General features: G+C 60.6%; 12 protein-coding genes. 5 read left to right on the top strand and 7 right to left on the bottom strand.

All coding sequences use genetic code 11. The annotated features are described in order from the left end of the window. The first annotated feature begins 460 nt into the window (after positions 1-460). Positions 461-1,309: a poly(ethylene terephthalate) hydrolase family protein gene (locus EA797_RS01530; RefSeq protein WP_122163432.1), complete on the top strand. Its 849-nt coding sequence runs from the start codon at positions 461-463 to the stop codon at positions 1,307-1,309. Between the two features lie 56 nt (positions 1,310-1,365). Here the strand turns inward: EA797_RS01530 and EA797_RS01535 are convergent, their stop codons facing one another. Both EA797_RS01535 and EA797_RS01540 read right to left on the bottom strand, forming a co-directional pair. Further along, on the bottom strand, positions 1,366-2,562 hold the full coding sequence (locus EA797_RS01535) for a class I SAM-dependent rRNA methyltransferase (protein WP_122163433.1): 1,197 nt from the start codon (positions 2,560-2,562) through the stop codon (positions 1,366-1,368). Between the two features lie 180 nt (positions 2,563-2,742). After that, on the bottom strand, positions 2,743-3,282 hold the full coding sequence (locus EA797_RS01540; protein ID WP_122163434.1) for a type 1 glutamine amidotransferase domain-containing protein: 540 nt from the start codon (positions 3,280-3,282) through the stop codon (positions 2,743-2,745). A 119-nt stretch (positions 3,283-3,401) separates the two neighbouring features. Between EA797_RS01540 and EA797_RS01545 the strand changes: the two genes are divergently transcribed. From EA797_RS01545 to EA797_RS01555, 3 genes are all read left to right on the top strand, one after another. Continuing rightward, a complete protein-coding gene (locus EA797_RS01545; RefSeq protein WP_122163435.1) occupies positions 3,402-4,265 on the top strand; it encodes an HDOD domain-containing protein in 864 nt (287 codons plus the stop codon). Positions 4,266-4,321: 56 nt separating this feature from the next. After that, the gene (gene mutM / locus EA797_RS01550; protein WP_122163436.1) at positions 4,322-5,134 is read left to right on the top strand and encodes a bifunctional DNA-formamidopyrimidine glycosylase/DNA-(apurinic or apyrimidinic site) lyase; all 813 of its coding nucleotides are present in this window, start codon (positions 4,322-4,324) and stop codon (positions 5,132-5,134) included. Positions 5,135-5,256: 122 nt separating this feature from the next. Continuing rightward, the gene (locus EA797_RS01555) at positions 5,257-5,598 is read left to right on the top strand and encodes a multidrug transporter (protein WP_122163437.1); all 342 of its coding nucleotides are present in this window, start codon (positions 5,257-5,259) and stop codon (positions 5,596-5,598) included. 275 nt (positions 5,599-5,873) lie between these two features. Here EA797_RS01555 and EA797_RS01560 read toward each other — a convergent pair whose 3' ends face one another. The 5 genes from EA797_RS01560 to EA797_RS01580 form a co-directional block, all read right to left on the bottom strand. After that, positions 5,874-6,125, bottom strand: a complete 252-nt coding sequence (locus EA797_RS01560; protein ID WP_122163438.1) for a YfhL family 4Fe-4S dicluster ferredoxin — start codon at positions 6,123-6,125, stop codon at positions 5,874-5,876. 137 nt (positions 6,126-6,262) lie between these two features. Beyond that, on the bottom strand, positions 6,263-6,745 hold the full coding sequence (gene coaD / locus EA797_RS01565) for a pantetheine-phosphate adenylyltransferase (RefSeq protein WP_122163439.1): 483 nt from the start codon (positions 6,743-6,745) through the stop codon (positions 6,263-6,265). Positions 6,746-6,850: 105 nt separating this feature from the next. Then, positions 6,851-8,446, bottom strand: coding sequence for a GMC family oxidoreductase (locus EA797_RS01570; RefSeq protein ID WP_122163440.1), 1,596 nt, complete (start codon positions 8,444-8,446; stop codon positions 6,851-6,853). A gap of 45 nt (positions 8,447-8,491) precedes the next feature. After that, positions 8,492-9,028, bottom strand: a complete 537-nt coding sequence (locus EA797_RS01575; protein WP_122163441.1) for a twin-arginine translocation pathway signal protein — start codon at positions 9,026-9,028, stop codon at positions 8,492-8,494. A 19-nt stretch (positions 9,029-9,047) separates the two neighbouring features. Further along, positions 9,048-10,478: a coniferyl aldehyde dehydrogenase gene (locus EA797_RS01580; protein ID WP_122163442.1), complete on the bottom strand. Its 1,431-nt coding sequence runs from the start codon at positions 10,476-10,478 to the stop codon at positions 9,048-9,050. A gap of 136 nt (positions 10,479-10,614) precedes the next feature. Between EA797_RS01580 and EA797_RS01585 the strand changes: the two genes are divergently transcribed. After that, entirely contained in the window at positions 10,615-11,256 is a 642-nt protein-coding gene (locus tag EA797_RS01585; protein ID WP_167468758.1) for a TetR/AcrR family transcriptional regulator, read from the top strand. The last annotated feature ends 164 nt before the right edge of the window (positions 11,257-11,420 follow it).

The following is an 11,420-nucleotide window of genomic DNA, read 5'->3' on the forward strand; positions in this document are numbered from 1 at the left end:
TAATCAGCGGTTCGAATAGTGCTTATGGTGAGCGTCACCTGTGCCGCGTGCAACGGCAGGTGACCGTGCGTGCGGAGGGGCCGGCTCGAGGCGGGGTATCGCTCGGGCGGCCTGGGCTCATGGCCCGCCGGGGGATGGTGGCGAGGAATGAGCCGATTCTACGCGCGTTCTCTCTGGCGAGCCAAACGGCACGATTACTGGCGCTCATCCTACATTGAGTCAGGTGCATCAACACCCAAGCTAATGATGAATTATTCAGCCGGGGCGAAGCGCGGCCGTTCGTCCGCTGCAGGCGCGCTTCCAGTGGCGCTGTGGTTTCAGCTGGCTAGGGTTGATTCGGGCCGACTGGCCACCCGCGTTACTGACAGGCGGGCGACATAGAAGGTGCAGTGCGCTCGACTCGCATGACGGGCTGGCGCGAACGTCCATACATATGATCAGAACAACAAGAGGAATGCACATGCTGGACATCAAACTCGGCGGCATCGCCGCTGCGCTGAGCTTGGCGATTTGCGGATCTGCCATGGCTGCACCACTGCCGGACACACCCGGCACGCCATTTCCAGGCGTGTCGAACTTCGAGCGCTCCGGCCCCTATGCCACCACCAGCCGCAGCGAAGGCCCCAACTGCCGCGTCTATCGTCCCAGTAACCTGGGTCAGAACGGCGTCCGGCATCCTGTAATTCTCTGGGGTAACGGAACCGGAACGGGGCCGACCGCCTATTCCGGCCTGTTGTCGCACTGGGCGAGCCACGGCTTTGTCGTTGCGGCAGCGGAGACATCCAACGCCGGGACCGGTCGGGACATGCTGGCGTGCCTCGACTATCTGGTACAGGAAAGCAACCGTACCTTCGGCACCTACGTGGGCGTGCTCAATACGGGCAGGGTCGGCACGTCCGGGCATTCCCAGGGCGGCGGCGGTTCGATCATGGCCGGGCAGGATGATCGCGTGAGAGTTACTGCGCCGATACAGCCCTACACCATTGGCCTGGGCCACAATTCGGCCTCCCAAAGAAATCAGAAAGGGCCGATGTTTTTGATGTCAGGCGGGGGCGACACAATCGCCATCCCTTACCTCAACGCACAACCGGTCTATTCGCGAGCCAACGTGCCGGTGTTCTGGGGTGAGCGACGCTTCGTCAGCCACTTCGAGCCTGTCGGTGACGGCGGGGCCTATCGCGGACCGTCCACAGCCTGGTTCCGGTACCACCTGATGGAGGATCAGACGGCTCGCGGCACCTTCTATGGTCGCTTCTGCGGCTTGTGTAGCAGCACCTTGTGGACCGAGCAGCGCAAGGGCATCGAGTAAGCGTTGCACCGAACCCCCGCACGCGGAGTGGTGTGGGGGTTCGTCTGCCGTGGTTATCAGCTGTTGGGAAGGATCCGGCAGGTAATGCTCTTGATATACCGGGTCTCCGGGATAGCGGGGTGAACTGGATGGTCCGGGCCCTGGCTTCCGCGTTCGAGCAGTTGGATGTTGCGGTCCAGATGACGCGCGCTGCCGAGCAGGATGTTCTGCAAGTTGTCTTCTTCCAGGTGCATCGAGCAGCTGGCGCTGACCAGAATGCCGTCCTTGTTCAGTAGACGCATGGCGGCTTCATTGAGGCGGCGGTAAGCACCTTCCCCGTTCTTGATGTCCTTCTTGCGCTTGATGAACGCCGGTGGGTCGGTGATGACCACATCGAAGCGCTCCTCGGCGTTCTTCAGCTCCTTCATCGCTTCGAAGGCATCGCCTTCCACGCAGGTCATCTTTTCGGCTACGCCGTTGAGCGCGGCATTGCGCTCGACGCCGTCCAGGGCGAAGGCTGAAGCGTCGACGCAAAAGACTTCACTGGCACCGAAGGCCGCAGCCTGTACGCCCCATCCGCCGATGTAGCTGAACAGGTCGAGCACGCGCTTGCCCTTCACATAGGGGGCCAGGCGCGCGCGGTTCATGCGGTGATCGTAGAACCAGCCGGTTTTCTGGCCCTGCAGCACCGGTGCCTCGAACTTCACGCCGTTCTCTTCCAGTGCGACCCATTCCGGGACCACGCCGAACGCAGTATCGACGTACCGCTCCAGGCCCTCGGCATCGCGGGCGCTGGAGTCATTCTTCCACAGCACGCCGCGCGGCTTGAGCACCTGGACAAGCGCTTCGAGCACGGCATCCTTGTTGCGCTCCATGGTGGCCGAGGCCAGCTGTACCACCAGATGGTCATGGAAGCGGTCCACCACCAGCCCGGGCAGCAGGTCCGAATCGCCATAGATCAGGCGGTAGCAGGGCTGATCGAACAAGCGGTCGCGCAACGATAGGGCGACCTGGATGCGATGCACCAGCAGCGACTTGTCCAGGCTGTGCTTGAGGTCGCGCGACAGCAGGCGCGCGCAGATCAGGTTGTTCGGCGAGACGCCGACGATACCCAGCGGTTTCCCGCCAGCCGCTTCGAGGATCGCTTGATCACCGGCGGCGAAGCCGCTCAAGGGTGTGGCGGCAGTATCCACTTCGTTGCTGTAGACCCACAGATGACCGGCGCGCAGGCGGCGATCGGCGTTGGCTTTGAGGCGCAGGCTGGGCAGGCTCATCAGGAGGGCTCCGGGAAAAGGGCGGGATTATAGGGGAGCGGGCGGACAAAAGCGCCGGAGATGGTGCAGCAACATATTCGTAGGCAGGGATTATTGACAGGAGTCGGAACTCACTTCCTACCGGTGAGGCATCGGGGCTGCCAGTGGCGACTGGCTATTTCCGATGCCTCTGGGCACGCATCAGCCAGCGAGTGCCTTGACCAAGGCTTCGCTAAAGGCCGGGATATCGTCCGGGTTGCGGCTGCTGATCAGATTTCCATCGACCACCACTTGCTCGTCGACCCAGTTGGCGCCCGCGTTTTTCAGATCGTCGGTGAGCGATGGGTAGCTGGTCATCCGCTTGCCTTGCACGAGCTTGGCTGAAATCAACAGCCATCCACCATGGCAAATGACCGCTATCGGCTTGTTTGCCTGGGCCGCGTCGCGCACCAGCTGCTGCGCTTTTTCATCGGTACGAATGGTGTCTGAGTTCACCACCCCGCCAGGCAGCACCACGGCGTCGTAGTCACTCATTTTGATGCCTTCGAAGGTGTTGTCGACATGGAACTTGGTGGCCGGAGTGATGTGGTTCCAGCCGGTCACTTCACCGTTCGAGGATGAGATGATCTCGGCGACCGCGCCGGCTTTTTCCAGCGCTTCCTTCGGGCCGGTCAGCTCGACCTGCTCGAAACCGTCGGTTACCAGGATCGCTACACGTTTGCCTTTCAGGGAATCGGTCATATCGTTTCCTCCTCGTCGGATTGCAAAGTTATCTACTTGAAATCCGACCATGAACTCGGCCAAAGTTCGCACTCTTTTCTTAGTGGCCTTGTGCTATTGCGCGAGGCCGGGCCATCTTCATGTCCATCGAACTCACCGACGAGCAGATCCGCAGCGTGCTGCAGGGGATCAGCGTTCCGCCGCAGCCACAGATAATGGTCGATCTGCAGATGGAGCAGGTCATGCCTGATCCCGATCTGCGCGCAATCGCTCGATTGATCAGCCAGGATCCTGGCCTGTCCGGCGCCTTGCTGAAAACGGTCAACTCTCCATTTTTCGGCCTCGCCAACCGCATCGCATCGATCCAGCAGGCCGTCAACCTGCTGGGCTGCCGTTCGGTGATTAACCTGATCAATGCACAATCGATCCGCGGCGAGCTGACCGACGCGGCCATCGTCACGCTCAACCGTTTCTGGGATTCTGCGCAAGATGTGGCCAGCACCTGTCTGACGCTGGCCAAACGCATCGGGCATCCGGCGCCGGATGAGGCTTACACGCTGGGGCTCTTCCACAACTGCGGCATCCCGCTGATGCTGACCCGATTCCCCGGATACATGGCAGTGCTGGAGGAGGCCTATGCAAGCGTCGGGGTCGAGACGCGCATCACCGACATCGAAAATCGGGTGCTCAATACCAACCATTCCGTCGTGGGTTATTTCGTCGCACGATCGTGGAAGCTGCCGCAGCACCTGTGCGAGGCCATCGCCAACCACCATAACGCGCTCGCCCTGTTCAACGATGAATGGAGCGATCCACAGATCAAGACCCTGCTGGCGATCCTGAAGATGGCAGAGCACATCTGCGCCTGCCATCGCGTGCTCGGCGATCAGGCGGACGACCATGAGTGGGAAGCCGTTGCACGGCTAGTGCTCGAATACGTGGGCCTCTCTGAATACGATTTCGAATGCCAGCGCGACATCATCCGCGAGCTGGGTGTCGGCTGACCCCACCGCCTGTTAGCTGCTAAGGTCGCCTCCCGGTCCACTACCGATTCGCCCGTATGCCTGAACTCCCCGAAGTCGAAACCACCCGCCGTGGCATTGCCCCGCACCTCGTTGGCCAACGTGTCAGCCAGGTCGTTGTCCGCGAGCGCCGGCTGCGCTGGCCGATTCCAGATGCTCTCGACGTACGGCTGTCTGGCCAACGTATCGAGGCGGTGGAGCGGCGCGCCAAATACCTGCTGATCAAAGCTGAGGTCGGGACCCTGATTGCCCATCTGGGTATGTCAGGCAGCCTGCGGTTGGTGCCGGCCGATCTACCTGTGGGCAAGCATGAGCACGTCGATTTCGTGTTGGAATCCGGCATGGCGCTGCGCTACACCGATCCCCGTCGCTTTGGCGCGCTGCTCTGGAGCGCCGATCCGTTGAGCCATGTGCTGCTCGCGAGCCTCGGACCAGAGCCGCTCAGTGATGATTTTGATGGTGAACGCCTGTACCAGCTTTCGCGCGGACGCAGCATGGCGGTCAAGCCCTTCATCATGGACAACGCGGTGGTGGTGGGCGTCGGCAATATCTATGCGAGCGAGGCGCTGTTCGCTGCCGGGATCGACCCTCGTCGCGCCGCCGGAGCGGTATCGCGAGCGCGTTATATGAAGTTGGCCGTCGAGATCAAGCGGATACTGGCCTACGCCATCGAGCGCGGCGGTACCACGTTGCGTGATTTCGTCGGTGGCGACGGCAAGCCGGGCTATTTCCAGCAGGAGCTGTTCGTCTACGGTCGGGGCGGGGATTTGTGCAAACGCTGCGGCTCGACCCTGCGCGAAATCCGCCTCGGTCAGCGTGCCAGCGTCTACTGCGGACGCTGCCAGCGATAAAATCGATCTGCCTTGCACTGCGCAGGCATTGACGGTGTTCACGATCAACAACCGGCGGCCACTGCTATAGTGACCCTCACCACAATCATCTGCCTCGTTTCGCCCAGCTGAAGGACCACACCATGAATCTGTTTCGCTCCACTGCTGTTGTCTTGGCCCTGACCACAGGTCTGCTGACGATGCCTGTGCAGGCGCAATCGGTACAGCAGAACGCCAGCGGCGATCCGATGTACACCGTAGAAGCTCCCAAAGCCTTTTCCATGGTCGGCGATCTTTTGATTGCCCGGCCACTGCTCATTGCCGCGACCGCCATCGGTGCAGGCCTGTTCGTCGTCAGCCTGCCTTTCAGCGCCATGGGTGGCGGCATCAAGGAAACCGGCCATGCGCTGGTCGTCGAGCCTGGCGCCGCGGCCTTTGCCCGTTGCCTGGGTTGCACCCGCGTCGGTTACAACCGCCAGGACTGATTCTGCGGTTCAGCTTCATCGGACCGGGTGATCACCCGGCTCGCCCTCACGGCCTTGTCGCTTGATCGCGTGCAGGGCCGTGTCGTTTTCGGCTTCAGCTTCCCGCTGTAACTTTCGTTGAAAGGCCTGGATGATGAGTCTGAGCGGCCGTGCTCATGCGTTCAGCAAAGCCGGCCGAGCCAAGAGATCCGTATGGATGTCGCGCAATTGCAGCGCTGGGAGAACGGGAGGCGAGCGTCGGGGATGACTTCACCGTCGAGCCGAGTTCGGAGGCGTCACGCCTTGCCGGTGATGATCATGTACTTCTGCATCAGTTCGTCTTTGCTCTCGACGTTGCTTTCGTCGAGCGGAATGCAGTCCACGGGGCAAACCTGCTGGCACTGTGGTTCGTCGTAATGACCGACGCACTCGGTGCAGAGATTCGGATCGATGACGTAGATTCCCTCGCCTTGGGAAATGGCGCTGTTCGGGCACTCGGGCTCGCACACGTCGCAATTGATGCAGTCATCGGTGATTATCAGGGACATCCAGCTAACTCCAGCTGCAGTACGGACCGCAGCGCAGGTAAAAACGGGCCGTCAATTTTGCCGCATTGGCCCGCCCGGTGCACGTAGCAGTCGCTGCCCTGTCGTCGGCAATGTTCCCGTCGTGAGGCTGAATCGCCTTAGCGCGAGGCGTAGCGCTCCGTCAGTGCCTTCATGACCGAGGGATGGACGAACTTGGTGACATCGCCACCCAGACGCGCAATCTCGCGAACCAGGGTGGAGGAAATGTAGGAGAACTTTTCCGAAGGCGTCAGGAACAGGCTTTCCACGTCGGGAACGAGCTGCCGATTCATGTTGGCCAGTTGGAATTCGTACTCGAAGTCAGACACTGCGCGCAGGCCGCGCAGCAGAACGTTGGCCTTCTGCTCGATGACGAAGTGAGCCAGCAACTTGGAAAAGCCCATGACCTTGACGTTGGGCAGGTGCGCCGTAACTTCCTGAGCAAGCGCTACACGTTGTTCAAGCGGGAACAACGGATTCTTGTTGGGGCTGGCAGCGACCGCAATGATCACCTCGTCGAACAAACGTGAGGCGCGTTCGACCAGGTCGGTGTGGCCCATGGTGATCGGGTCGAAAGTGCCCGGATACAACACTCGATTCATCGCGGCGTCCTGACGCATGCGTGGGGGGTGGATGGTAGCGGCTCGGTAACGGCAGCGTAAAGCGTCAAAGCGGATGACCTCCGGGTAGCGACATAACGGAGCCGTTCACGCATTTTTCAACCGTTCGATCAGTTGACTGGAGAGCTTCGCCGCCAGGCCGTAGATCGACAATTGGGGGTTCGCGCCGATGCTCGTAGGAAACAGCGAGCCGTCGTGGATCGACAGATTTTCAACTCGATGATGCCGGCCGAGGCTGTCGGTGACCGCGTGGCGCGGGTCTTCGCCCATGGCGCAGCCGCCCATCACGTGAGCGCTGCCGAGGCGTGTTCGATACGGCTCAAGCTTCAGCCCTGCAATCATCTGGCGTGCCTGCCGAAGGCTTTTCGCCAGAGTGGCATCGTTGTGCAGTGGTAGCATCGCCTTGGCGCCAGCCGCGAATTGGATTTCCGCCATGCTTTGATAAGCGCGACGAATGCCATCCCATGTGTAGCCCGTCATCCTGTAATCGAGCGTGGGCGATCCGTCGCTGCGCAGCTGCACTTGTCCTTCTGCGCTGTCGGGGTGAAAACCGTCTCGCATCAAGGCGATCATGGCGTTGGTGTTAGGCAGCTGCTCCATGCGCAGCGCATTGTCTATGCCGAACCGTCCCAGCAGGGTGGCCGCCAAAGCCGGATGAACCGGCGGCACTTCAAGCTTGTAGGACATGCGGCCACTGACCCCGTCATCCCACTGAAAGTGATCGGAATAAATCGACTGGGGCGCGCCATAGAACGGGTTGATGACCTCATCGAACTGCGCAGCAGAGAAATTGACTGGATGCAGGAAGGTGCGCGCGCCGACGCGCTGGTGGGGGTCGGGTGCGCCCGAGCGCAAGAGGATGGCCGGGGTATTGATGCCGCCGCCAGCGAGAATGTAGTGACGGGCGAGCACGCGAATCCGGCGGCCAGTGGGCGCGACGCAGCGCGCATCCATGCCCGAACACTCAAGCGCTACGATGCGCTCCTTCTGCATGATCAGGCGATCAACGCGCGTCAGGTAGAGCAGCTCGCCGTCGCGATCCAGGGTGGCGGGTATGCTGGTGACAAGCATCGATTGCTTGGCGTTGGTCGGACATCCCATGCCGCAATAGCCCAGATTCCAGCAGCCACGTACATTGCGTGGAATGACCGCCCAGCTGTAGCCAAGGGCTTGGCATCCCTTGCGAATCACCTGGTTATTGGCATTCGGCGGCATTTGCCAGGGCTCGATACCAAGCCGCGCTTCCATTCGCTCGAACCAGGGCCCCATTTCTTCTGCCGAGATGCCGATGACGCCATGCTCGCGCGCCCAGTGCTTGAGGGTGGCAATCGGTGTCCGAAAGCTGGAGGTCCAGTTCACCAGCGTCGAACCGCCGACCGCGCGGCCTTGCAAAATAGTGATGGCGCCGTCCTTGCTGGTGCGTCCGATGGCTTCCTGGTAGAGCGAGGCGTAAGCCGGCGGCTCCAGCATGTCGAAGTCGCGACTGCTGCGCAGCGGGCCTTCTTCGATCAACAACACCTTGAAACCGGCGGCGCTGAGGAACTCTGCACTGGTTGCTCCACCGGCACCGCTGCCTACGATGGCAATATCGGTTTCGAGCGTTAGATCCTGCTCCAGGCGCGACCCGTCGTAGGTTTTCCAGCCGCGGGCCAGGCCGTCGGCTATCGGGTCGGAGACGGGCATATTTTTCCTCTATACGCTGTGTGATCCGGTCAGTGTGAGCGACGGCTAGATCGCTGGCGGGCCGGGGTAACCGCAATGTGGCCAGGATTCCCGGCGGCCATACCAAGCCATCAGAATCATCTGCTGAAGCGCGGCATGGCCTTGGCGCAACAGTGCAATGGAGCTGTTTTCCCAGCGCTCCAGAAACGCGTGGATGTCGGCGTCCTTCGCAAGCTCCCAGCTGCTCCAGATTCCGGTAAACGGTCCTCGAGTCAGTGAAAGAGAGAGGAGGTCAAAAAGCTGCCGGATTTGCCGCAACACGGCCGGTGAGAGGTAGCCAAGACCCTCATCGAGACTGGCCAGCGCGGCCTGTGCCGCGTCGGAGGCGTCTGACGCTGGAACAGCACCGGCCAGCATGATCGGTGTCAGCCGGCGCAGCATGGGCAGATCGCTTTGTCGCAACTGCTGGAAGCCTGCGGCTGAGCGGTCCGTGCTGCAGCCGGACACGCTTCCGAGCAGACCTGCCCCAGCCAGTGCGAAGCCGCCAAACAGGCCGACCTTGAGCACCCCGCGGCGTGAATATGTACGGTCGATATCCATCATCGGACTTATTGCTTGCGAGTCAGCGCACGAAGAGCTTGTAGATCAGCTGCTGCAGTGCCTTGCCATAGGGCGGGTAGATCAGTCGGGCAGCGTTGAGTCTTTGCTTGATGAAGACGCCCTTGGCCTTGCTGAAGGTCAGAAATCCATCGTGCCCGTGGTAGTGGCCCATCCCGGATGGTCCAACGCCACCGAATGGCAGGTCGTCCTGGGCAACGTGAAGCAAGGTGTCGTTGAGGCAGACGCCACCGGAGTGGGTTTGGCGCAGCACCTGACGTTGCTCTGCCCTGTCATAGCCAAAGTAGTACAGCGCCAGCGGGCGAGGACGCTCGTTGACGTAGGCGAGCGCCTGGTCGAGATCGTCATAGGGCACGATTGGGAGCAACGGGCCGAAGATTTCGTCCTGCATCACCTGCATGTCGTCGCTGACATCGAGCAGCAGATGGTGCGGCATGCGGCGGTCCTGGCCGACTTCGTGCAGCGGCAGCAGGCGCGCGCCCTTGGCGGCGGCGTCGTCCAGATAGGTTTGAAGCCGAGCGAGCTGGCGGGCATTCACGATGGAGGTGTAGTCAGGATTGTCCTTCAGCACTGGGTAAAAGCGCTGCACGGCTGCGCGATAAGCCGCTATGAACCCGTCGATGCGCGGTCTGGGTACCAGCACATAATCAGGGGCGACGCAGGTCTGGCCCGCATTTACCGTCTTGCCGAAGGCGATGCGTTCGGCGGCATCGGCAAGCGGTACTGTCTTCGAGACGATAGCCGGCGACTTGCCGCCCAGCTCGAGCGTTACGGGCGTCAGATTCTCCGCCGCGGCGCGCATCACCTGCCGACCGACGCTGGTGCTTCCAGTGAATAAAAGGTGATCGAAGGGCAGTTGCGAGAATGCAATGCCGGTTTCAACGTCGCCCAACACGACCGCCACTTGCTCTTCAGGGAAGATTTCAGCAAGCAGCTCCCTCAGTAGCTTCCCTGTGGCAGGCGTGGACTCGCTCATCTTGAGCATGACTCGGTTGCCCGCTGCCAGCGCTCCGATCATTGGGCCGATAGCCAGATACAGCGGGTAATTCCAAGGCACGATGACGCCAACCACGCCGAGTGGCTGATACACGACTTTGGCGCTGGCTGGCTGAAATGCAATACCAACCCGGCGACGCGACGGCATCATCCAGCGTTGCAGGTGTCGCTTGGCGTGTTGAATGCCGTGAAGGCTAGGCATCAGCTCAGCCAAACGGGTTTCGTCTGCCGATCGATTGCCAAAATCATGACTGATGGCCTCGATCAACGGCTGCTGATTGCTTGCCAGTACATCGTGCAATGCTTCCAGCCATTGCTGACGATCTTCGCCGTTCGGGTAGGGGTTTGCCTGGAACGCCTTGCGTTGGCGTCCCAAAAGGGCCAACAAGCGGTCGGCCTCGGAGCTGAGCTGATTCAGGTATGCGGCATCGCCATGCATGAGCGCGGCTCCGGCAGAAACGGGCAGTGCAGCGCTTATTAGAGTAACTGCTCTAATCTGTCAATCGAGTGCGCTTAAGAGGTCGCCGGGTTACCTTTATATGCCCAGGTTCAGCCCCGACGGATTAGTCCTCCCCGTGCCCCCCAAATCCAAGACCCGCGAACGCATCCTTCAGGCCAGCCTCGAACTGTTCAATGCCCAGGGTGAGCGCAGCGTGACTACCAACCACCTTGCCGCACACCTGGAAATGTCGCCGGGCAACCTTTACTACTATTTCCGAAACAAGCAGATGATCATCGCTGAGCTCTTTGCCCGCTATGAGCAGGAGGTTGATGGTTTTCTGAAACTGCCTGAGGGCCGCTCTGTAACCATCGAGGATAAAACCCGCTATTTTGAAGCGCTGCTGTCAGTGATGTGGAATTACCGCTTTCTGCACCGGGACCTCGAACATATGCTGAGCAGTGATCAGGAGCTTGCCGAGCGTTATCGCCTCTTTGCCAGGCGGCATCTGCACAGTGCGCAGTACATTTACCAGGGCTTCGTCGATGCCGGCATCCTGAAGATGACAACACTTCAGGTTGAGGCTCTGGCGACCAACGCCTGGATCGTCATGACCTCATGGATGCAGTTCCTCTGTACCGTTACTACCGAGGCTGATGGTGCACCCGACAAAGACATGCTAAAGCGTGGTATCGGCCAACTGCTGGCGCTAGAGGAAGGGTTTGTCACTGAATCCGCGCGCTCCGCATTCAATGATATTCGGCAGCGACTCCGCTAGTTGCGATCGCCAATTCAATATTCTGGCGAGCTAATTCGTTGAATGTGTCGGTTTTCTGGCGCGTATTTCATCCTTAGTCAACCATCCATCGCCAATGGTGGCATTTTGCTTGTATCGGGTAGTGGCCTGTGAATTAATACCGCCTGTAACAGCCGTTCTGTCTG

The sequence above is a fragment of the Stutzerimonas zhaodongensis genome (assembly GCF_003696365.1).
In the GTDB taxonomy this organism is placed as follows: domain Bacteria; phylum Pseudomonadota; class Gammaproteobacteria; order Pseudomonadales; family Pseudomonadaceae; genus Stutzerimonas; species Stutzerimonas zhaodongensis.

Excerpts from the sequence above, each read along its gene's own strand:
- EA797_RS01580 (WP_122163442.1), bottom strand. The coding sequence starts at position 10,478 with ATGCATGGCGATGCCGCATACCTGAATCAGCTCAGCTCCGAGGCCGAC.
- EA797_RS01570 (WP_122163440.1), bottom strand. The coding sequence starts at position 8,446 with ATGCCCGTCTCCGACCCGATAGCCGACGGCCTGGCCCGCGGCTGGAAA.
- EA797_RS01575 (WP_122163441.1), bottom strand. The coding sequence starts at position 9,028 with ATGATGGATATCGACCGTACATATTCACGCCGCGGGGTGCTCAAGGTC.
- EA797_RS01545 (WP_122163435.1), top strand. The coding sequence starts at position 3,402 with ATGTCCATCGAACTCACCGACGAGCAGATCCGCAGCGTGCTGCAGGGG.
- EA797_RS01555 (WP_122163437.1), top strand. The coding sequence starts at position 5,257 with ATGAATCTGTTTCGCTCCACTGCTGTTGTCTTGGCCCTGACCACAGGT.
- EA797_RS01540 (WP_122163434.1), bottom strand. The coding sequence starts at position 3,282 with ATGACCGATTCCCTGAAAGGCAAACGTGTAGCGATCCTGGTAACCGAC.
- mutM (WP_122163436.1), top strand. The coding sequence starts at position 4,322 with ATGCCTGAACTCCCCGAAGTCGAAACCACCCGCCGTGGCATTGCCCCG.
- EA797_RS01535 (WP_122163433.1), bottom strand. The coding sequence starts at position 2,562 with ATGAGCCTGCCCAGCCTGCGCCTCAAAGCCAACGCCGATCGCCGCCTG.
- EA797_RS01530 (WP_122163432.1), top strand. The coding sequence starts at position 461 with ATGCTGGACATCAAACTCGGCGGCATCGCCGCTGCGCTGAGCTTGGCG.
- EA797_RS01560 (WP_122163438.1), bottom strand. The coding sequence starts at position 6,125 with ATGTCCCTGATAATCACCGATGACTGCATCAATTGCGACGTGTGCGAG.
- coaD (WP_122163439.1), bottom strand. The coding sequence starts at position 6,745 with ATGAATCGAGTGTTGTATCCGGGCACTTTCGACCCGATCACCATGGGC.